The 20861-nt window shown below is 66.4% G+C and carries 19 protein-coding genes and 1 pseudogene; 10 read left to right on the top strand and 10 right to left on the bottom strand.

The window, feature by feature from the left end:
- Nucleotides 1–283: 283 nt before the first annotated feature.
- The gene (locus tag ACYVH8_RS00470; protein ID WP_460486910.1) at nt 284–526 is read left to right on the top strand and encodes a hypothetical protein; all 243 of its coding nucleotides are present in this window, start codon (nt 284–286) and stop codon (nt 524–526) included.
- A 78-nt stretch (nt 527–604) separates the two neighbouring features.
- On the opposite strand, the gene dbpA is transcribed toward ACYVH8_RS00470, so the two are convergent.
- Nucleotides 605–1996, bottom strand: a complete 1392-nt coding sequence (dbpA, locus tag ACYVH8_RS00465) for an ATP-dependent RNA helicase DbpA (protein WP_460486909.1) — start codon at nt 1994–1996, stop codon at nt 605–607.
- A 107-nt stretch (nt 1997–2103) separates the two neighbouring features.
- Here dbpA and ACYVH8_RS00460 point away from each other — a divergent pair, with 107 nt between their 5' ends.
- The 4 genes from ACYVH8_RS00460 (at nt 2104) to ACYVH8_RS00445 (ending at nt 4908) form a co-directional block, all read left to right on the top strand.
- A complete protein-coding gene (locus tag ACYVH8_RS00460; RefSeq protein WP_460486908.1) occupies nt 2104–3003 on the top strand; it encodes a dienelactone hydrolase family protein in 900 nt (299 codons plus the stop codon).
- Between the two features lie 155 nt (nt 3004–3158).
- Nucleotides 3159–3968 (top strand): ZIP family metal transporter, encoded by an 810-nt coding sequence (locus tag ACYVH8_RS00455; RefSeq protein ID WP_460486907.1) that lies wholly within the window; start codon nt 3159–3161, stop codon nt 3966–3968.
- Nucleotides 3969–3978: 10 nt separating this feature from the next.
- On the top strand, nt 3979–4545 hold the full coding sequence (locus tag ACYVH8_RS00450; RefSeq protein WP_460486906.1) for a restriction endonuclease: 567 nt from the start codon (nt 3979–3981) through the stop codon (nt 4543–4545).
- Between the two features lie 57 nt (nt 4546–4602).
- Nucleotides 4603–4908, top strand: a complete 306-nt coding sequence (locus tag ACYVH8_RS00445; protein WP_460486905.1) for a hypothetical protein — start codon at nt 4603–4605, stop codon at nt 4906–4908.
- Here the strand turns inward: ACYVH8_RS00445 and ACYVH8_RS00440 are convergent.
- From ACYVH8_RS00440 to ACYVH8_RS00420, 5 genes are all read right to left on the bottom strand, one after another.
- Nucleotides 4905–5330, bottom strand: coding sequence for a VOC family protein (locus tag ACYVH8_RS00440; protein WP_460486904.1), 426 nt, complete (start codon nt 5328–5330; stop codon nt 4905–4907). The genes ACYVH8_RS00445 and ACYVH8_RS00440 overlap by 4 nt on opposite strands.
- 74 nt (nt 5331–5404) lie before the next feature.
- Nucleotides 5405–6661 carry a putative Na+/H+ antiporter gene (locus ACYVH8_RS00435; RefSeq protein ID WP_460486903.1) on the bottom strand — a complete coding sequence of 419 codons (1257 nt, stop codon included), beginning with the start codon at nt 6659–6661 and terminating at the stop codon, nt 5405–5407.
- Between the two features lie 77 nt (nt 6662–6738).
- Entirely contained in the window at nt 6739–7596 is an 858-nt protein-coding gene (locus tag ACYVH8_RS00430) for a sulfurtransferase (RefSeq protein WP_460486902.1), read from the bottom strand.
- Entirely contained in the window at nt 7596–8483 is an 888-nt protein-coding gene (locus ACYVH8_RS00425) for a DMT family transporter (RefSeq protein WP_460486901.1), read from the bottom strand. The genes ACYVH8_RS00430 and ACYVH8_RS00425 overlap by 1 nt, the downstream gene beginning before the upstream one ends.
- Nucleotides 8484–8991: 508 nt before the next feature.
- Nucleotides 8992–10113 carry an aromatic ring-hydroxylating oxygenase subunit alpha gene (locus ACYVH8_RS00420; RefSeq protein WP_460486900.1) on the bottom strand — a complete coding sequence of 374 codons (1122 nt, stop codon included), beginning with the start codon at nt 10111–10113 and terminating at the stop codon, nt 8992–8994.
- A 250-nt stretch (nt 10114–10363) separates the two neighbouring features.
- Between ACYVH8_RS00420 and xseB the strand changes: the two genes are divergently transcribed.
- From xseB to dxs, 3 genes are read left to right on the top strand one after another with little or no spacing between them, the layout of a single operon-like run.
- Nucleotides 10364–10606 (top strand): exodeoxyribonuclease VII small subunit, encoded by a 243-nt coding sequence (xseB, locus tag ACYVH8_RS00415; protein WP_460486899.1) that lies wholly within the window; start codon nt 10364–10366, stop codon nt 10604–10606.
- Complete coding sequence (locus tag ACYVH8_RS00410; protein ID WP_460486898.1) at nt 10591–11502, top strand: polyprenyl synthetase family protein; 912 nt, start codon at nt 10591–10593, stop codon at nt 11500–11502. Before xseB ends, ACYVH8_RS00410 begins: the two co-directional genes overlap by 16 nt.
- 2 nt (nt 11503–11504) lie before the next feature.
- Nucleotides 11505–13403: a 1-deoxy-D-xylulose-5-phosphate synthase gene (gene dxs / locus ACYVH8_RS00405; RefSeq protein ID WP_460486897.1), complete on the top strand. Its 1899-nt coding sequence runs from the start codon at nt 11505–11507 to the stop codon at nt 13401–13403.
- A gap of 49 nt (nt 13404–13452) precedes the next feature.
- On the opposite strand, the gene ACYVH8_RS00400 is transcribed toward dxs, so the two are convergent.
- Nucleotides 13453–15192, bottom strand: coding sequence for a serine/threonine protein kinase (locus tag ACYVH8_RS00400; RefSeq protein ID WP_460486896.1), 1740 nt, complete (start codon nt 15190–15192; stop codon nt 13453–13455).
- Nucleotides 15189–16094 (bottom strand): adenylate/guanylate cyclase domain-containing protein, encoded by a 906-nt coding sequence (locus ACYVH8_RS00395; RefSeq protein WP_460486895.1) that lies wholly within the window; start codon nt 16092–16094, stop codon nt 15189–15191. Before ACYVH8_RS00395 ends, ACYVH8_RS00400 begins: the two co-directional genes overlap by 4 nt.
- Nucleotides 16095–16329: 235 nt before the next feature.
- On the opposite strand from ACYVH8_RS00395, the gene ACYVH8_RS00390 reads away from it, so the two are divergent.
- Both ACYVH8_RS00390 and ACYVH8_RS00385 read left to right on the top strand, forming a co-directional pair.
- Complete coding sequence (locus tag ACYVH8_RS00390; RefSeq protein WP_460486894.1) at nt 16330–17412, top strand: TRAP transporter substrate-binding protein; 1083 nt, start codon at nt 16330–16332, stop codon at nt 17410–17412.
- A gap of 145 nt (nt 17413–17557) precedes the next feature.
- Nucleotides 17558–18637 (top strand): TRAP transporter substrate-binding protein, encoded by a 1080-nt coding sequence (locus tag ACYVH8_RS00385; RefSeq protein ID WP_460486893.1) that lies wholly within the window; start codon nt 17558–17560, stop codon nt 18635–18637.
- Nucleotides 18638–18813: 176 nt separating this feature from the next.
- Here ACYVH8_RS00385 and ACYVH8_RS00380 read toward each other — a convergent pair whose 3' ends face one another.
- Nucleotides 18814–19305, bottom strand: coding sequence for a hypothetical protein (locus tag ACYVH8_RS00380; protein WP_460486892.1), 492 nt, complete (start codon nt 19303–19305; stop codon nt 18814–18816).
- A gap of 23 nt (nt 19306–19328) precedes the next feature.
- A pseudogene (locus ACYVH8_RS00375) lies at nt 19329–20853 on the bottom strand (TRAP transporter large permease).
- Between the last annotated feature and the right edge of the window lie 8 nt (nt 20854–20861).

Genomic DNA, 20861 nt, shown 5'->3' with positions numbered 1-20861 from the left:
GGGGACAAGGGCCACAAGGGCCACAAGGGCTGTGACCGCGACGGCGACAAACACGACCGTGATTGCGATAAGCCACGCTCCGGCCACCACAACCCGTTCAAGCCGAACGACAAGGACCACAAGTCGGGTGACATGGGTGACCGGAGCTGAAAGTGGCAGGCCGAGATGGCCTGTCACTGACCGCAAGCTGACCAAGTTCGACTCTCGCACCTGTTATCGTTGCGGGGCACATTCCATCGGTTGAATGTGTCGTTTACGTCGTCGAACCCTAGGAAATCTGAACATGAACAAGTTGCTCGCTGCCCTGATCGCCGGCCTGTTTGCCGCAGGTGCTTACGCCCAGGCCCCCGCTCCCGCTGTGGCTCCGGCTCCGGCGGTTGCACCGGCACCGGCCGTGGCCCCCACCAAGCCCGAGACCAAGCCCGAAGCCCGCGCTGACAAGAAGAAAAAGAGCAAGGTCAGCAAGTCCAGCAAGGCCAAGAAGTCCAAGAAAAAGGCAGAGATGAAGGAAGGCGCCGCCAAGTAAAGGCCGCTGTCCTCTGCGCAAGGCCCGCTACGGCGGGCTTTTTTCATGGGCTCTCGTAAAGCGCCGCCAGGACAGGCTTCAGTCCACGCCCACCAGCCTGGCCTTCACGCTTTTGCCCTTGACCTTGCCCGCATTGAGACGGGTCACGGCCTCGCCGGCAATGCTGCGCTCCACGGCCACGAAGGTGCAGAACTCGGTGACGTTGATCTTGCCGATCTGCTCGCGTGTGTAGCCGGCCTCGCCGGTCAGCGCGCCCAGCACGTCGCCGGGGCGGATCTTTTCCTTGCGGCCGCCCAGGATCTGCAGGGTGGTCATGGGCGGCAGCAGGGGCTCCTTGCTGGCCGGTTTCAGTTCGTCCAGCTTGTGCCAGACAGACTCCTGCGTCTGGTACTGCTCGATGCGGCCCACGGCCCCCATCTCGTCCATGCTGGCCAGACTCAGGGCCAGGCCGGATTCGCCCGCGCGGCCGGTGCGGCCGATGCGGTGCACATGCACCTCGGGGTCAGGCGAGATGTCCACATTGACCACGGCTTCGAGCTGTGTGATGTCCAGTCCACGTGAGGCCACGTCGGTGGCCACCAGCACCGAGCAGCTGCGGTTAGCGAACTGCGCCAGCACCTGGTCGCGTTCGCGCTGCTCCAGTTCGCCGTACAGCGCCAGCGCGCTGATGCCCTGGCTTTGCAGCAGCGCCACCAGTTCCTTGCAGCGTTGTTTGGTGTTGCAGAAGGCCAGGGTGCTGACCGGGCGGAAGTGCAGCAGCAGCTGGGCCACGGCCTGCAGGCGGGTGGCGCGTGTCACCTCGTAGAAACGCTGTTCGATCTTCAGCGCGCTTTGTTTCGTCTCCACCTTGACCTGCTGAGGTTCGCGCAGGAACTGGGTGGCGATCTTCGCGATGCCTTCGGGGTAGGTGGCCGAGAACAGCAGGGTCTGCCGTTCCCGGGGGCACTGCTGGGCCACGGTGGCGATGTCGTCGAAGAAGCCCATGTCCAACATGCGATCGGCTTCGTCCAGCACGAGGGTGTTGAGGGCGGCCAGGTCCAGGGTGCCGCGCTGCAGGTGGTCCATGATGCGCCCCGGCGTGCCCACCACGATGTGGGCGCCATGCTCCAGGCTGGCGCTCTGCATGCGCAGCGGCACGCCGCCGCAGAGGGTGACGATCTTGACGTTGTCCTGCGCGCGCGCCAGGCGCCGCAGCTCCACGGTCACCTGGTCGGCCAGCTCGCGCGTGGGGCACAGCACCAGGGACTGCACGGCAAAACGCCGCGGGTTCAGGTTGGTCAACACCACCAGGGCGAAGGCCGCGGTCTTGCCGCTGCCGGTCTGGGCCTGGGCGATCAGGTCCTTGCCCATCAGCGCCAGGGGCAGGCTGGCGGCCTGGATCGGCGTCATCGCGCTGTAACCCAGCTGCTGCAGGTTCTCCAGCATGGCGGGGCTCAGGGGCAGGGTGCTGAAGGCGGTGGGGCTGGACATGCCCGATTATCGGGCTTCGCAGCGTGGGGGATTGGGTAGGCGCTGTGCAACGGGGCGGGAGGGCCCCTAGACTACGAATTCCCAAACACCGAGATGAGGAGCCCCCGATGATGAACCGCGATCTTGAAACCGAATTCAAGGCCCTGCTGCCGGGCCGGAGTACCGAGATGGGCGCCACGCGCCGCACGGCGCTCAAGGCCGCGCTGGGCGTGGGTTATGCCGCTTCCGTCCTGCCCGTCATGGCGCAGACCGTGATCAAGACCCCGACCGACGGCCTGACCGTGGGCGAGGTCACCATCGACGTCAGGGGTTTCAGGATGCCGGCCTACCGCGCCATGCCCGCCGGTGGCAGGAACCTGCCCGTGGTGCTGGTGCTGTCCGAGGTCTTCGGCGTGCACGAGCACATCGCCGACGTGGCCAACCGCTTCGCCCGCGCCGGTTACCTGGCCATCGCGCCCGAGCTCTTCGTGCGCCAGGGTGATGCGCAGAGTTATGGCGAGATCGCCAAGCTGATCGCCGAGGTGGTCTCCAAGGTGCCCGATGCGCAGGTGCTGGGCGACCTGGACGCCGCCGTGGCCTGGGCCGGCGCCAACGGCGGCGACCTGGCGCGTGTGGGCGTCACGGGTTTCTGCTGGGGCGGCCGCCAGACCTGGCTCTATGCCGCGCACAGCAAGTCCATCAAGGCCGGTGTGGCCTGGTACGGCCGCATCACCGGCAACCAGAGTGATCTGACGCCGAAGAACCCGATCGACATCGCGGGTGTCATCAACGGCCCCGTGCTGGGCCTGTACGGCGAGGCCGACACGGGCATTCCGCTGGCCGATGTCGAGAAGATGAAGGTCGCGCTGGCCGCCGGCAATGCCAGCGCAAAGGCCTCGCAGTTCGTGGTCTACAAGGAGGCGCCGCACGCCTTCCACGCCGACTACCGCCCCAGCTACCGCAAGGAAGCGGCCGACGATGGCTGGAAGCGTTGCCTGGCGTGGTTCAAGCAGCACGGCGTGGCTTGAGCGGCACGCTGGAGATTGAAGACCCCCGTTCGGGCTGAGCTTGTCGAAGCCAGTCTTGAGTCCTGTCAACGAGCCCTTCGACAAGTTCAGGGCGAACGGAACAGGTTCTGGCGATTGTCTAGAGGCCTCTTGACACGTCTGCGAGAATCGAAGCCATGACCCTGATCGCCATTCTTCTCGGCACGCTGGCGGCCGGCATCGGCAGCGTCTGGCTGGCCGCGGCCCTGAGCTTCGGCGTGCTGGCGCGCTACACCCAGCACATGCTGAGCCTGGCGGCCGGCGCCCTCTTGGGCACGGCCTTTCTGCATCTGTTGCCCGAGGCCTTCGAAAGCGGCATCGAGCCGCAGGCGCTGTTCCTCACCCTGCTGGTCGGTGTGGTGTTCTTCTTCCTGCTCGACAAGGCCGAACTCTGGCACCACGGGCACGAACACCACCACGCCGAGGCAGCCGATGCGCACGACCATGATCATGCGCACCGCGACGGGCATCACCATGACCACGCACCGCAGCGCATGGCCGGCGGCTGGACCGTGCTGGCCGGGGACAGCGTGCACTGCTTCGGCGACGGCATCCTGATCGCCTCGGCCTTCATGGCCGACCTGCGCCTGGGTGTGATCGCCGCGCTGGCCGTGCTGGCGCACGAGGTGCCGCACCATATGGGTGACCTCATGGTGCTGCGCAAGAGCAGCGGCACGCGCCGGGCGGCCCTGCTCAAGGTCACGCTGGCCGGCGCCATCACCGCCCTGGGCGGCCTGGTGGGTTACTGGCTGGTGGACCTGCTGCATGACTATCTGACCTACTTCCTGGTCGTGGCGGCCAGCAGCTTCATCTACGTGGCCCTGGCCGACCTGATCCCCCAGCTGCAAAAGCGCCTGAGCCTGGGCCAGACCCTGGCCCAGATCGCCTGGCTGCTCGCGGGCATCCTGCTGGTCACGCTGGCCGGCGCGCTGGCGCACACGCACTGAGATCGTCCCCATGTTCAAGTTCAAGATGAACGAGCGCTCGCTGTTTGCGGTGCTGCTGCGCTCGCCCTGGTGGATCAGCCTGCTGATTTCACTGCTCATGTCGGTGGTCGCGTTTGCCCTGCTGTCGCGCGAGTACGCGATGGTGGTCACGCTGGGCACCTTCCCCTTTCTGGTCGTGGCGGCCATCGCCGCCTGGCGCCAGTGGCGCGCACCGGGTGCCGCCCGGCTCGACGCGGCGCTGACGCGCGCCGCGGCCATGAACTGGCGCGATTTTTCGGCCTGGGTCGCGCAGGTTTATGCGCAGCAGGGCTACACGGTCACGCGCCTGGAAGGCGAGGCGGCGGATTTCCGCATCGAGCGCCAGGGCCAGACCAGCCTGCTGAGCTGCCGGCGCTGGAAAGCGGCCACGCATGGCGTGGAGGCCCTGCGTCTGCTGCAGGCGGCCTGCGAGCAGCAGGGCGCGCGCGGCGTCTATCTGAGCCTGGGCCCGGTTTCGGAAGCGGCTGAGCCCTATGCCCGGGCGCAGGGCCTGCAACTGGCGCACGGCGCGGGACTGGCCCTGTTGCTGGTTCAGTAAAGAAATGCACCGGGCTCTTGTTAGCCCGGCAAGACGACCCATCTGCGACAGACGACCATGACTTCCATTTTCAAGATGATCTTCGGCCTGCTGCTGCGCATCGTGCTGGCCCTCATGGGCCTGGTGTTCCTGCTCAGCCTGCTGGTGGCGGGCCTTTTGCTGCTGGCCTTCTGGGGCCTGCGCGCGCTCTGGGCCCGGCTCACGGGCCGGCCGGTGCAGCCCCTGGCCTTCACCATCCTGCGCCGTGCGCAGTGGCAGCGTTTTTACCGTCCTGGAACGGCGCAGACCCAACAGGGCGCCGACGTGATCGACGTCGAGTCGCGCCGGGTCGATGGCCCGGCCTCGGACCGGCTGGGGCGCTAGCCCGCCGCGTCTTCCCAGGCCGGGTTCCACACCACCTCCCACAGGTGCTGGTCCGGGTCCTGGAAGTAGCCGGCGTAGCCGCCCCAGAAGGTGGCCTGCGCGGGCTTGACGATCACGGCCCCGGCCCGCTGCGCCTGTGCCATCACGGCATCGACCTCCTCGCGTGAGGCCACGTTGTGGCCCAGCGAAAGTTCGGTCGGGTTCGGCCGTGCCAGCGGCAGGCCGCTGTCCTGCGCCAGACTGGCGCGCGGCCACAGGGCCAGCTTGAGGCCGGCCTGCAGCTCGATGAAAACCACGGCCCCATGTTCGAACTCGGTGCCGATGATGCCCCCGGTGGCGAAACCCAGGCCGTCGCGGTAGAAGCGCAGCGCGCGCTCCAGGTCCTCGACGCCCAGGGTGATGACGGTGATGCGCGGTTTCATGGGAATGATGGTACCCCCCGAGCGGCTGCGCCGCTCCCCCCTGGGGGGAGACGCGCAGCGTCTCGGGGGGGAACCTAAAGCCAGCGGAATGCCAGCACCGCCACCAGGGTGGGCGGCAGCGCGCCCAGCAGCAGGCCCAGCGGGTTGATCGTGCTGTCTTCGAACTTGCCGCGCAGGATGGAAACGCCCGCAGGGTTGGGCGCGTTGGCGATCACCGTCAGGCCGCCGCCGGTGACCGCGCCGGCCACCAGCGCCACCTTGAACTCCTCGCTCAGGCCCTGCACCAGCGAGCCCAGATAGGTCAGGGCCGCGTTGTCGGTGATGGCGGTCAGCCCCATGGCGCCGTAGAACACGGCGGTTGCATCCATGCCCATGAGCAGGGGCTGCAGCCACCATTGCTGCAGGCCACCCAGCACCACCAGGCCTGCCAGGAAAAAGGCCACCAGCAGGGCCTCGCGCAGGATCAGGCGGTCCTGGTGGCGTTCATAAGCGTGGGCGTAACCCATGAAGAAGAGGAACAGTCCCAGGAAGACCGGCGGGTAGTGCGCAAACAGCACGGCCGCCAGCAGGAAAAGCAGGTGCACCAGCACCACGGTCCAGGGCACGGCGGGGGTTGAACTCTCTGCCGGCCGCTCCATGGGCCCCAGCTCCTTGCGGAACAGCAGCGTGACCAGGGCGGCGTTGACGACGACCGCCACGGCCGCTTTCCAGCCGAAGGTCGTGGCCATGAAGGCCAGGTCCCAGTTCCAGGGCGCGGCCACCATGAGCACCGGGGGCGCGGCAAAGGGCGTGAGCGTGCCGCCGATGGAGATGTTGACGAAGAGCACGCCCACCGTGGCGTACTGCAGGCGGCGCGAGACCGCCTGGGCAAACAGGGTGTCGCGCAGCATCAGCGCGGCCAGGGTCATGGCCGCGGGCTCGGTGATGAAGGAGCCCAGCAGGGGCACCAAGGCCAGCAGCAGGAAATACAGGGCCACGCCGCGCGGCAGCGGCAGCCGCTGCGCCAGCCAGCGTACCAGCGCGCCGGCGCATTGCAGCACGGCGCGCGTGCCGGCGATCACCATGATCACGAAGACGAACAGGGGTTCGGTGTAGTTGCGGCTGTCGAGGTAGGCCGTGGTGGCCTGCTTGCCGCTGAGCGCGAACATGCAGACCACCAGCACCATGGCCCAGAAGCCGAACACCACCTCCACCTCGCCCAGCAGATGCCACAGACCCGCATGGCGCGGCTGCGTGCGCGCCAGGAGCTCGAAGAATTGGGTCGAGAAGGTGTGGACGATGGCCAGCGCGAACAGCAGGGCGGCGAGGAGCTGGATCAGGGTCGGGCTCATCACCCGACCTTAACCCAGGATGGTGGCGCCGGCCGGCGCCGCGGGTTTGTTGATCCACGCCATCCCATGCGGACTTCTCAGCCCTGGGCCACCGGGCGTGCCGGATGGGCGCACCACTCGCTCCAGCTGCCGGCGTAGAGCGCGCCCCGGCCCAGACCGGCGACTTCCATGGCCAGCAGATTGGGCAGGGCGCTCACGCCGCTGCCGCAGTGGTGCACCACGGTGGAGGGGCGACGGCCGCCCAGCAGGGCTTCGAACTCGGCCTTGAGCTGTTCCGGCGACTTGAATTTGCCGTCCGGCCCCAGGTTTTCGGCAAAAGGTCGGTTCAGCGCGCCGGGAATGTGGCCGGCCACCGGGTCCAGCGGTTCCACCTCGCCGCGAAAACGTGCCGGGGCCCGTGCGTCGATCAGGGTCTGGTCGGGCAGCTCCAGGTGCTTGAGCACATCGTCGGTCGTGGCCAGCCGGGCACGCGGCGTGCCGGCCTTGTAGGGCGAGGGCACACGCGGCAGGTCGGGGCCGGTGGCCACGGGGCCGTTGACGGCTTCCCAGGCCTGCAGGCCGCCGTCGAGCACGGCCACGTTCTCGTGGCCCACCCACTTGAGCATCCACCACAGGCGCCCGCAGTAATTGACGCCCTGGCGGTCGTAGACCACGGCCTGCATATCGCTTTGAAAACCCACACGGGCCAGCCAGGCGGCAAACACCTCGGGCTTGGGTAAGGGGTGGCGGCCACCATTGACGGCCTGCGACTTGTCCTTGGCGCTCAGGTGCCGGTCCAGATCGGCGCGCACGGCGCCGGCGACACGCAGGCGTTCGTACTGCGCGTCGCCTTCGGCCGGTTTCATCAGTTCGAAACTGCAGTCGAACACCATCAGGGGCTTGTGGTCGTGCACCAGGTGCTTGAGCTGCTCGGCGCTGATCAGGGTGGTGTACATCAATGCTCCTCGGCGGGGGTGTCAGGGATGGCGCGTTCGCGCAGGAAGGTGGCGGCCACGCCGCTGGCGACGATGAGGGCGATGCCCAGCCAGCCGTAGAGCGGGATGCGGTCGCCGAACAGGATCAGGCTGTAGAAGGAGGCGAAGATGATGCCCGAGTACTGCAGGCTGGCCACCACCAGGGTGTGGCCGCGGCTGTAGGCGCGGGTCATGCACCACTGGCCCAGCGAGGCCAGGATGCCGATGGGCAGCAGCCAGATGGCGGCCTGCCAGCCGATCTGCTCCCAGGGGGTGAAGCCGGTGAACAGGATGCCCACCAGACCCGTGACCGCGGTGCCGACGGCAAAATAAAAGACCGTGCGGCCTTCGGGCTCGCCCGAGCGGGCCAGGGCCGTGACCTGCAGATAGGCCAGCGAGGCGCTCATGCCCGAGAGCAGGCCGATCAGGCCGGCAAAGAGCTGGTTGTGGTCGATGGTGGGGCGCAGCGTGAGCACCACGCCGGCAAAACCCAGCAGCACGGTGCCCAGCAGCGGCCCCTGGCGTTCGGACCTGCCGTAGAGCAGGGCGCCACCCACGATGAAGGCCGAGACCCAGATGCCGCTCATGTAGTTCAGCGTCATGGCCGTGGCCAGGGGCAGCCAGGCGATGGCGTAGAACCAGGCCGTCAGCGAGGCGCCACCCACGAGGCTGCGCCAGACGTGCATATAGGGCACGGGGGTCCTGAGCTGGATGCCGCGGCTGCGCAGCACCAGGGCCAGGAAGGCAACGCTGATGAGGCCGCGGTAGAAGACCAGCTCGAAGGTGTTGAAAGAGGCCGAGGCGTATTTCACCGCCACACCCATGGTGGCGAAGAAGAAGGCCCCGAGGACCATCCAGAGGGCTTGCATTTACTTGTTTGCTCTTGTGTGTTTTCTGGCGAGGCGTTGAACAACCCCCCAATCATCCCCCCGCCCTTCTTTGCCCCCCGCCGGGGGCAAAGAAGGGGGCCTGGATTTTGTTTTTGGTGTTTTGGACAGGCTTCTATGAAGCGAGGCGTCGCCACTGCTTGAGGTCATCCGAGATTGCTGGCTTGCGGTCGTAGTAAAAGGCTGCGTCCCTATATGCCAACGACGGCCGCCGCTGTGCGGTCTGCCGTTCGCGAGACAGGTTTCGTTTCTGGCCGGCGTAGCCGTCAGCCGTGGCGTGTTGGTGCGTGCGAGTTCTCTACGACCGTTGGCCTGCCAGTGGAGGCCAGCGAGGACGGTCGCGCCTTCCCGCGTCGTAGAAGCGTAGCCGGCGCGCAGTAACCAAATCCAGGCCCCCCTCTCTACCCCGGCGGGGGTAGAGAGGGGCGGGGGGGAGTGTGGGGGGAAGGAAGGTGCCCCGTCAGGGAAAAACATAACGAGGCAAAAAGATTCAGAGACGCATCTGCTTCCGGTACCACTCGTGGAAGTGCTGCATGCCATCCTCCATGGGGCTCTGGTAGGGGCCGACCTCGTTGTCACCGCGTGCCAGCAGGACCTTGCGGCCGGCGTCCATGCGTTCGGCGATCTCGTCGTCCTCGATGCAGGTCTCCATGTAGGCGGCCTGCTGGGCCTCGACGAATTCGCGTTCGAAGGCGGTGATCTCTTCGGGGTAATAGAACTCCACCATGTTCAGCGTCTTGTTCGGGCTGATCGGGTGCAGGGTGGAGACGGTCAGCACGTGCGGGTACCACTCGACCATGATGTGCGGGTAGTAGGTCAGCCAGATCGCGCCGCGCTCGGGCTTCTGGCCCTTGCGGTACTTCAGCAGCGCGTCGTGCCAGCGCTGGTAGACGGGTGAACCCGGGCGCTCGAAGGCCTCGGACACGCCCACGGTCTGCACCGAATAGCTGTCCTTGAACTCCCAGTTCAGGTCCTCGCAGGTCACGAAGTGGCCCAGGCCCGGGTGGAAGGGGCCCACGTGGTAGTCCTCCAGATAGACCTCGATGAAGGTCTTCCAGTTGTAGTCGCACTCGTGCAGTTCCACGCGGTCCAGGGTGTAGCCCGTGAAGTCCAGATCGGCGCGCGGGCCCATGCCGGCCAGATCGGCTTCGATGTCGCGGCCGTTGTCCTCGAAGAGCAGGCCGTTCCACTCGCGCAGCTTGTAGTTGTTGAGGTTCAGGCAGGGATCCTGTGCGAAATGCGGCGCGCCGATCAGCTGGCCCCGGGCGGAATAGGTCCAGCGGTGCAGGGGGCAGACGATGTTGCCGCCGGCGCTGCCGGGCTGGGTCTGGTTCAGCGAGCCGCGGCCCTTGAGCATGACGGCCTGGCGATGCCGGCAGACGTTGGAGATGAGCTCCACGCCCGAGGGCGTGCGCACCAGGGCCCGCCCTTCCTTTTCCTGGGGGAGGGCGTGGTAGTCACCGACTTCGGGAACGCTGGCGGCATGCCCCACATAACGGGGCCCGCGCTGAAAAATCTGCGCCATCTCGCGCTGGAACAGCGCTTCGTCGAAGTAGCTGGAAACTGGTAGTTGGCTGTGCGCCTGCTGCAGTTGAAGGCTTAAATCAGACATGGGTGACCTGACCTAAAGACTCCCCGCCATAGCTGGTTTCGGGAGGTATGCCCAGGGGCGTGACAAAAGGAAAATGGCGTTGCCAGCACGGCAGGCCAAGAGAGCACAGGATTGTACCCCGGGGGAGGTACGACGGACGATGCGGCTCGTTTTACGACCCGGTCCTGTATTTCAGGCCCCGATGGGGGCTGTGATCGGGCCGGATGGCCTTGCACAGCCTAAAATGCAGCGTTTGCATCCCTCTGTTTCCATGGTCAAGGCTTCCACATCCACGTCCGCACCCAACACGCCCGCCAGCTACGAGGCGGCTGTGCTGGAGCTCGAACAGCTGGTCAGCCGCCTGGAGTCCGGTGAGCTGCCGCTGGCGCAGCTGCTCACGGGCTACCAGCGCGGGGCCGAACTGCTCAAGTACTGCCGTGAGCAGCTGGCCGCCGTGGAAGGCCAGATCAAGGTGCTGGACGAAGGCATGCTCAAGACATGGACACCCGAGTGAAGCTGACGACGGAATTCGAGCTGCGCACCTGGAGCAGTGCGCGGCTGGCGCGTGTGGAGCGCGCGCTGGAAGCCTGGGTGGCGGCCGATGCGCCGGCCGGTCTGGGCGAGGCCATGCGCTACTCGGTGCTCGACGGCGGCAAGCGCCTGCGGCCCCTGCTGGTGCTGGCCGCCAGCGAGGCCGTGGGCGGCAACGAGCGGGCCGCCCTGCGCGCGGCCTGCGCGGTGGAACTGATCCACGCCTATTCCCTGGTGCACGACGACATGCCCTGCATGGACAACGACGTGCTGCGCCGGGGCAAGCCCACGGTGCACGTGAAATACGGCGAGGCCGGCGCCCTGCTGGCCGGTGACGCGCTGCAGGCCCTGGCCTTCGAGCTGCTCACCCCCGAAAGCGACAACGTTCCCGAAACCATGCAGGCCCGCCTGTGCCGCCTGCTCGCGCACGCGGCCGGCAGCGCGGGCATGGCCGGCGGCCAGGCCATCGACCTGGCCAGCGTGGGTCTCAAGCTCGATGAAAACGAACTGCGCCAGATGCACCGCCTCAAGACCGGCGCGCTGCTGCAGGGCAGCGTGCTCATGGGCGCGGCTTGCGGCGAACAGGCGGCCACCGTGCACACCGCCCTGTCCGACTACGGCGCCGCCCTCGGTCTGGCCTTCCAGGTGGTGGACGACATCCTCGACGTCACGGCCGATTCGGCCACCCTGGGCAAGACCGCCGGCAAGGACGCCGAGCAGGACAAGCCCACCTATGTGTCCCTCCTCGGACTGGAGCGTTCCCGTGCCTACGCGCAGGAATTGCATGCACAGGCCCTGGCCGCACTGGCTGTCAGCGGCCTGGCCGACACGCGCGCCCTGCATGCGCTGGCCGATATGGTCGTTCACCGAGCAAGCTGAACATGACTTCCGCACCCTATTCCCTGTTGCAGACGATCGACGACCCGGCCGAGTTGCGCAAGCTCTCGCGCGCCGATCTGCGCACCCTGGCCGACGAGCTGCGTGCCTATGTGCTCGAGAGCGTCTCGAAAACCGGCGGTCACCTCAGTTCCAACCTGGGCACGGTGGAGCTCACCGTGGCGCTGCACTACGTCTTCAACACGCCGCACGACCGCCTGATCTGGGACGTGGGCCACCAGACCTACCCCCACAAGATCCTGACGGGCCGGCGCGAGCGCATGGACACGCTGCGCCAGCTCGGCGGCCTCAGCGGCTTCCCGCAGCGCAGCGAGAGCGAATACGACGCCTTCGGCACCGCGCACAGCAGCACCTCCATCTCCGCCGCCCTGGGCATGGCCCTGGCCGCGCGTCAGAAGGGTGAGGACCGCCATGCGATCGCTGTCATCGGCGACGGGGCCATGACGGCCGGCATGGCCTTCGAGGCGCTCAACCACGGCGGTGTGGAGGACTGCAAGCTGCTGGTGGTTCTCAACGACAACGACATGTCCATCAGCCCGCCCGTGGGCGCGCTGAACCGCTACCTGGCGCAATTGATGAGCGGGCGTTTTTATGCCGCCGCCAAGCAGGTGGGCAAGCAGGTGCTCCAGGTTGCGCCGCCCTTGTTTGAACTGGCCAAACGTTTCGAGGAACACGCCAAGGGCATGGTGGTGCCGGCCACGCTGTTCGAGAAATTCGGCTTCAACTACATCGGCCCCATCGACGGTCACGACCTCGAGTCCCTGATCCCCACGCTGGAAAACATCAAGCAGCTCAAGGGCCCGCAGTTCCTGCACGTGGTGACCAAGAAGGGCCAGGGCTACAAGCTGGCCGAGGCCGACCCCGTGGCCTACCACGGCCCCGGCAAATTCGACCCGGCCGTGGGCCTGCAGAAGCCCGCCACCCCCCCGAAGCAGACCTTCACGCAGGTCTTCGGTCACTGGCTGTGCGACATGGCCGAGCAGGACATGCGCCTGGTCGGCATCACGCCGGCCATGCGCGAAGGTTCGGGCATGGTGGAGTTCCACCAGCGTTTTCCCGGCCGTTATTACGACGTGGGCATCGCCGAGCAGCACGCCGTCACGCTGGCCGCCGGCCTGGCCTGCGAGGGGCTCAAGCCCGTGGTGGCGATCTACTCCACCTTCCTGCAGCGGGGTTATGACCAGCTGATCCACGACGTGGCCCTGCAGAAGCTGCCCGTGGTCTTCGCGCTGGACCGCGCGGGCCTGGTCGGCGCCGACGGCGCCACCCACGCGGGCAATTACGACATCGCCTACCTGCGCTGCATCCCCAACCTGGCCGTGGCCTGCCCGGCCGACGAGCGTGAATGCCGCCAGCTGCTGAGCACCGCCTTCGAGCAGGACCATCCCGTGGCCGTGCGTTACCCGCGCGGCGCCGGTGCGGGCGTGGCCACTATGCCGGGTCTGGAATCCCTGCCCTATGGCAAGGGCGAGGTGCGCCGCGAGGGCAAGGGCATTGCCATTCTGGCCTTCGGCACCTTGCTGTATCCCGCGCTGGCCGCCGCCGAGAAACTCAATGCCACCGTGGTGAACATGCGCTGGGCCAAGCCGCTCGACGTGGAACTGCTGCTCAAGGTGGCCGCCGCGCACGAGGCCCTGGTCACGGTGGAGGAGGGCGCCGTCATGGGCGGCGCCGGCAGCGCGGTGGGCGAGGCCCTGCAGCGTGCGGGTGTGCTCAAGCCCCTGCTGCAGCTGGGTCTGCCCGACCTCTTCATCGAGCACGGCGACCCGGCCAAGCTGCTGGCCCTGCAGGGGCTGGATGCTGCCGGCATCCAGGCCGCCATCGAAAAGCGCCACCCGGCGCTGACGGCCCAGGCCAAACCCGCGCTCAAGGTCGTGGGTTAAGCCGAAGGGGTGTTCCAGCCCGCTGAATGGCGGGTCGCCCCGGTCGTGGTTACTGCACGGGCTGCTGGTTGCGTTGCTCCTGTTCTCGCAGTTCCTTGCATGCAGTGTGCGGGGCAAAACGCGGCTTGTCGCACTGCTCTTTCATGCATGTAAGGTAGCCGAGAAGGATGCGGCCCTTGCACTCCCCGTTCGGGTCCGGGAGTGCGTTGCTATCTGCTGTGGGTGCAGGTGCCGGAGTGGGGGCAGACGCTGGCGCAGTCTTTCCCGCACCCGCGGCCTTTGCGCTGGCCGGTGTCGCAGCCTTGACTGGTGGCGCGGCCTTGGCCGGTATCGCGGCAACAGCCTTTGGTATGTCTGTGGGCTGCGGTACCGGGGCAGCGGTCGCAGGGCTGGCAGGTGCCGTGTCCTGGACCAGGGCTGCGGGCTGGGGGGGCGGCGCCACTGGACGGGACATACCGAGGTAGCCGACCGCCATGGCGGCTACCGCGACCGCGCCGATGCCGCCCAGGATCCAGCCCCGTTTGCTGCCAGCCACTGCGGGACCGGATCGGGCTTGGCCCGGCGTGGCTGCACGCGGCGTCAGCTTGCGAGTGGCCTCAGGCTCGTCCGCATCCGTTTCCAGGTCCACCACGGTCGGCCGGGCGTCTGTGCCGAAGCCGGACTGGGAGCCGATTTTTTCGCCCGGGTTGGTCAGGCGCTTGATACGCCGCCGCGCCAGGTCCGAGTAAATGCCCGAGGGAAACTTGAGCAGGAAATCGCGGAACTCATCGATGTCGACCGAGTCCTTGATTTCCTTCCAGTACACCAGTTCCACTTCCTGCGTCACGGTGGAGCCGGGCACGCCGGACGTGCTGCCCGAACTGGTGCTGACCAGCGACTCGCCCTTGACCACGGTGGAGGTCCAGGTCGAGCTTTCGCCGGAGCGCGGCGCTGCCTTGGGCGGTGTGATCGTGGGGTCGGCCGCCGAACCGGCGGCGGCCTGCAGCGCTGCGTTGAATTCGCGGGCGGTCGGGTAGCGCCGCTCGCGTGACTTGTCCAGCGCACAGGCCACAAGCTGGTCGATGGCCGGCGGCAGTTTGGGGTTGATGGTGGAGGGCGCAGCTGCTTCCTCCGAGACGATCTTCTGGATGATCTCGTAGTCGCCCGGGCCGTCGAAGGGCCGGGTTCCCGTCAACAGCTGGTAGAGCACGATGCCGGCCGAAAACAGGTCGGAGCGCGAGTCGATGGGCAGGCCGCGCAACTGCTCCGGCGACATGTACTTTAGCGTGCCCACCACGGTGCCCTTGGTACGGGTGGCCTCGCCTGAATCCTGGATGCGGGCCACACCGAAGTCCGTGAGCTTGATACGGCCGCTGGCTTCTATCAGCAGATTGGCCGGCTTGATGTCGCGGTGCACGATATTCTGGCGATGGGCATAGTCCAGTGCCTCGAGCAGGTCGCTCATGATGCTCGCGGCCTGTTCCAGGGTGTAGCGCTCGCCCTGGTCCAGGTGGTGTTTGAGATCGTCGCCCTGGATGAACTCCATGACGAGGTAGGCGATGTCGCCATCGCGGTCGGAGTCGTAGACGCTGACGATGTTGGGGTGCTGCAGCCGCGCGGCGGAGCGGGCTTCGGTGCGGAAGCGGATCTCGTACTCGGCAGCCTCTTCGCTGCTGAGGTTTTCGACCTTGATGGTCTTGATGGCCACGCGTCGGTCCAGATTCGGGTCACGACCTTCGTAGACCAGGCCCATGGCTCCCTTGCCCAGGACACGGATCAGTTCGTAACGTCCCAGCTTGCTCTGATTCATGACTTGGGTCCCAGGGTCTTGACGGAGAATGCGATCGCAGGCGCGTCTTCTTCCTCGCGGGCACAGCCCGGCACGATCTGGCCGCTGCCGACCAGGGTGCATTCGGTGCGCCGCAGCACCATGGCCTCGTTCTGGTTGCCCAGGTAGACCCAGGTGCCGAAGCTGGAGGCGTCTGTCAGCACGAACTGGCCGCCGCGCCACTCCAGTGTCGCGTGCAGGCGCGAGACCCGGGGATCGTTCACATGCAGCGTCGCGTCGGCCGCGCGGCCCAGCGAGATCTTGCCGGTCTTGGCATCCAGCCGCAGCCGCTGCTCCCCGAAGGACAGTTCCAGGACTTCCTCGCGCCGGGGCGCGATGGTCGAGCGCCCGATCATGGTGGCTTCGCCGTCGCGCCCTGCCTGCCACTCGACCCGGTAGACGTGGCAGGACTCGGTCTTGCCGCGCAGGTACATGGGGCCCATGCTTCGCAGCGCGGCGCGCTGCACCGGGAAGATCGCGTTCCAGACGTTCTCGGTGGTGAGGATCTGCGAGGCCCCGGCCAGATCGGCCAGGCGGGCGGCGGAGTTGACCGTATCACCGAAGCAGTCGCCCTCGATCTCGACGATTTCGCCGCTGTCGATGCCGATCTGCAGCTCCACCGGCGCGCCGCTGCCACCTGCCCGTATCTGTTTTTCCAGCAGGTGGTTCTGGACCTGGATGCAGGCTGCGAGGGCTGCACCTTCGTGCTGGAAGACGACAAAGAGGCCGTCGCCCAGCACCTTGACGACGCGCCCGTGGTGCTGGCCGAAGATCTCGCTGAGCATGCTGACCAGCTGGGTCACAAACCTGGAGGCTGCTTCGTCTCCCAGTCGCTCGAATAGACTGGTGCTGCCCACAAGATCCGCAAAAACGACGGTGGCCATCAATCGCCCGGTTGGGTTGCTAGCAGGGGCGGTCACTCGAGCGTTGGCCGCGCTGACGCCCCATCTCCGAGGAATGGTACCTGAAAAGCCCGGGCGAGCCCCCGTACGGGTGGTGGGCAGGACGCGTGCTTGCGGCTATTACCTAGGGTTTCCACGGGGCCGGAGGAATACACTAGAAGGCTTCCCTGCACCCGAGGTGCGAGGAACCCTGCATCACTGAACTGGAGTCAAGAACATGGATCGTCGTTCCCTCATCAAGCAGGCCGGTATCGCCGGCGTGCTGGCCGCCGGTGCCGCCCCCGCTGTCCACGCCCAGGCCGCCGTGCGCTGGCGCCTGGCTTCGAGCTTCCCCAAATCGCTGGACACCATTTTCGGCAGCGCCGAGAAGTTTTCGCAGACCGTCAAGGCCCTGTCGGGCGGCCGGTTCGAAGTCTCCGTGCATGCGGCCGGCGAGATCATGCCCGCCTTCGGCGTGGTGGATGCCCTGCAGGGCAACACCATCGAGATGGCGCAGACCGCGCCCTACTACTTCACGGGCAAGAGCCCGATCTTCGCCTTCGGCTGCGCCGTGCCCTTCGGCCTGACCGCCCGCCAGATGGACGCCTGGATGGAGCACGGCAACGGCCGCAAGCTCATGGACGCCTTCCTGGATCCCTACAACATCAAGAGCGCCAGCGCCGGCAACACCGGCACCCAGATGGGTGGCTGGTACCGCAAGGAGATCAAGACCGTCAAGGACCTCAAGGGCCTGAAGATGCGCATGGGCGGCGGCCTGTTCGGCGAGACCATGGCCAAGCTGGGCGTGGTGGCGCAGAACATGCCCGCCGGCGAGGTCTACCAGGCCCTGGAGAAGGGCACGCTGGACGCCACCGAGTTCGTCGGTCCCTACGACGACGAGAAGCTGGGTTTCAACAAGGTTGCCCCCTACTACTACTACCCCGGCTGGTGGGAAGGCGGCGCCGAGCTCGAGTTCTTCATCAACAAGAAGGCCTACGCCGCCCTGTCGGCCGAGAACCAGGCCATCGTCGATGCCGCCACCGCCGTGGCCGCGCGCGACATGACGGCCAAGTACGACGCCCGCAACCCGATCGCCCTCAAGCGCCTGGTGGCGGCCAAAACCCAGCTCAAGCCCTTCTCCAAGGAGATCATGGACGCCGGCTACCAGGCCGCCATGGAAGTCTTCGCCGAGCACGAGGCCAAGTCGCCCGAGTTCAAGACCATCCACCGGGACATGCGCACCTTCCAGCGCGACCAGATCCTCTGGGCCCGTTTCTCCGAGTTCCGCTACGACGGTTTCATGGCCTCTGCCAAACTGTAAGTCGCACGACAATGCGCACAAGAAACGGGCCTGCGGGCCCGTTTCTTTTTTGCGTAGAAGCGCGTACGGGGGTAACTCCCTATGCCTGCTGCGATGGGCGCTTCCTAGAATCGGCCCATCTCAGTCCCCTACAAGGAGAAATACCATGGATCGTCGTTCCCTCATCAAGCAGGCCGGTATCGCCGGCGTGCTGGCCGCCGGTGTCGCACCGGCGGTGCATGCCCAGGCTACCGTCCGCTGGCGCCTGGCTTCGAGCTTCCCCAAGGCCCTGGACACCATCTTCGGCGCGGCCGATGTGTTCGCCAAGTCCGTCAAGGCCATGTCCGGCGGCAAGTTCGAAGTCTCGGTTCACGCGGCCGGTGAAATCATGCCGGCCTTCGGCGTGGTGGACGGCGTGCAGCAGGGCTCCATCGAAATGGCCCACACGGCTCCCTACTACTTCTTCGGCAAGGACGAGACCTTTGCCCTGGGCTGCGCCATCCCCTTCGGCCTGAACAGCCGCCAGATGACGGCCTGGATGTACGAGGGCAACGGCCTCAAGCTCATGCGCGAGTTCTACGCCAACTACAACATCATCAACCTGCCTGGCGGCAACACCGGCGCGCAGATGGGCGGCTGGTACCGCAAGGAGATCAAGTCACTCAAGGACATCAAGGGCCTGAAGATGCGCATCGGCGGCTTCGGCGGCAAGATCCTCGAGAAGATCGGGGGCGTGCCGCAGAACATCCCTGGCGGTGAAATCTACTCCGCGCTGGAAAAGGGCACCATCGACTCCGCCGAATGGGTGGGTCCTTACGACGACCTGAAGCTGGGCTTCAACAAGGTCGCTCCCTACTACTACTACCCCGGCTGGTGGGAAGGCGGCCCCGAGCTGGACTTCTACATCAACAACAAGGCCTTCGACGCCCTGTCGCCCGAGAACAAGGCCATCGTGCAGGCAGCGGCCAGCCACGCCCACGTGACCATGCAGGCCATGTACGACGCCCGCAACCCGATCGCGCTCAAGCAGCTCGTCGGCGCCGGCACCAAGCTGCGTCCTTTCCCGAACGACGTGATGGCCGCCGCCTACAAGGCCGCCATGGGCTTCTACGAGGAGCTGTCGGCCAAGAACGAAAACTGGAAGAAGGTCTACGCCGACTACGCCGTGTTCCGTCGTGACCAGAACCAGTGGTTCCGCTTCACCGAAGCCCGCTTCGACAGCTTCATGCAAGCGCAGAAGATGTAAGGCCCTGCGGCCCCAAAGAAAACCGCGCCTCGGCGCGGTTTTTTTATGCCCATGAGGAGCCGTTATCGTAGAAGGACTTGATCGGGGAATGCCGTGGAACCGGCTTGGCCGGGCCACTGGCGTTGCCCCCTTGAGGGGTGGCGTAGTGAACGAAGGGAACGGAGCCTGGGGGTGTTTCACATCTTCCGGAATTCAGCCACTTCGCGCACCAGGCGTTCGAAGTCGGCCAGCAACACCGGGTCGGCGGCGTAGAAGACTGCGAACTTGCCCATCAGGGTGCGGGCATAGAGGCGCGGCGCGATCAGCCAGTCCAGCCCGCGCACGCGGATCAGCTTGCCGTAGGCCAGCTCGCGCAGTTCCAGCTGCTTGTCCCAGACCCAGGTCTGGTGCAGCGCCCCTGCGTCCAGCCGGGTGCGGCTGCGCATGATGTGCCACCAGGTGTAGAGCATCAGGGCCAGGGCCGTGAGCAGCCAGACCAGGCCCGTGCTGCTGCCCGAGCCCAGGGCGCCGGCGCGCCAGAGCGAGGCCAGCCAGGCCGAGCCCGCAGCCACGATGACGGTGGCCAGGGCCTTGAAAGGGAGGGTGAAGGCCGGGCCGGACAGGCCGGCCTGGGTCGGGATGAAGCGGAAGGGCGGCGGGCCCAGGCTTTGCAACAGCTCTTCGTTCATGCGGCAAAGGGCGACCGGCCCTTTTATTTCTTGCTGTCCTTGAGCATGTCCTCAAGGCGCCTCTGATCCTCGTTGGCGCTGGCATCGGCGGCCTCTTCCGCGGTGGGCGCGGCCTGCCCATCCTCGCTGGGTTCGATCACCAGTTCCAGATTGACCTTGTCCAAGTCGATCTTCTCTTCCTTGTCGAGGAAGGCGGTCACGGTCTGCGGTACGAAGATCACGATGGCCACCAGCAGCAGTTGCATGATCACCCAGGGGATGGCGCCCAGGTAGATGTCATTGGAGAGCACCGGCTTGGCGATGCGTTTTTCCTTGAACAGGGTGTCGGCGATGCCGCGCAGGTAGAACAGCGCGAAGCCGAAGGGCGGGTGCATGAAGCTGGTCTGCATGTTCACGCACAGCAGCACGCCGAACCAGATCAGGTCGATGCCCATCTTGTCGGCCACCGGGCCCAGCATGGGGATGATGATGAAGGCGATCTCGAAGAAGTCCAGGAAGAAGGCCAGGAAGAACACGAAGATGTTCACCGCGATCAGGAAACCGAGCTGGCCGCCGGGCAGGTGGCTGAGCATGTGCTCGACCCACTTGGCGCCGTCGACGCCCTGGAAGACCATGGAGAAGACGCGCGAGCCGATCAGGATGAAGACCACCATGGCGGTCAGGCGCATGGTGCTCTTCATGGCGTCCCAGACCAGGGCCCAGGTCAGGCGCTTGTGCATGGCCGCCAGGATCAGCGCGCCCACGCAGCCCATGGCGCCGGCCTCGGTGGGCGTGGCGATGGCGGTGTTCAGGCCGGGCAGGCCGCCCATGGAGCCCAGCACGGCGAAGATCAGGATGGCCGAGGGGATGATGCCGCGCAGGCACTTGGCCCACAGGGCCCAGCCGTTGAGCGTGCGCGCTTCCTTGGGCACACCCGGTACGTGGTGCGGCTTGATCATGCTCAGCGCGAAGGTGTAGCCCGCGAAGATCAGGATCTGCAGGATGGAGGGGCCCCAGGCGCCCTTGTACATGTCGCCCACGGGTTTGCCCAGCTGGTCGGCCAGCACGATCAGCACGAGGGAAGGCGGCACCAGCTGCGTGATGGTGCCCGAAGCGGCCAGCACGCCGGTGGCGTAGCGCATGTTGTAGCCGTAGCGGATCATCACCGGCAGCGAGATCAGCGCCATGGCGATCACCTGGCCGGCCCACGGTGCCCGTGATGGCACCCAGGATGAAGCCCACGATGATGACCGAGTAACCCAGGCCGCCGCGCACCGGGCCGAAGAGCTGGCCCATGGAGTCCAGCATGTCTTCCGCCAGGCCGCACTTCTCCAGGATGGCGCCCATGAAGGTGAAGAAGGGGATGGCCAGCAGCAGGTCGTTGCTGAGGATGCCGAACATGTTGAGCGGCAGGTTGGCCATGAACTCGGCCGGGAACCAGCCCATCTCGATGGCGAAGAAGCCGCTGAACAGGCCCAGGGCCGCCAGCGAGAAGGCCACGGGGAAGCCGATCAGCATCACCAGCACCAGGCCGGCGAACATGATGGGCGCAAAGTTTTCCATCTGCATTTTTGATT

The sequence above is a fragment of the Curvibacter fontanus genome, assembly GCF_054780335.1.
Note: the sequence above shows the minus strand (reverse complement) of the source record. Positions and strands in the feature narration are given on the sequence as shown.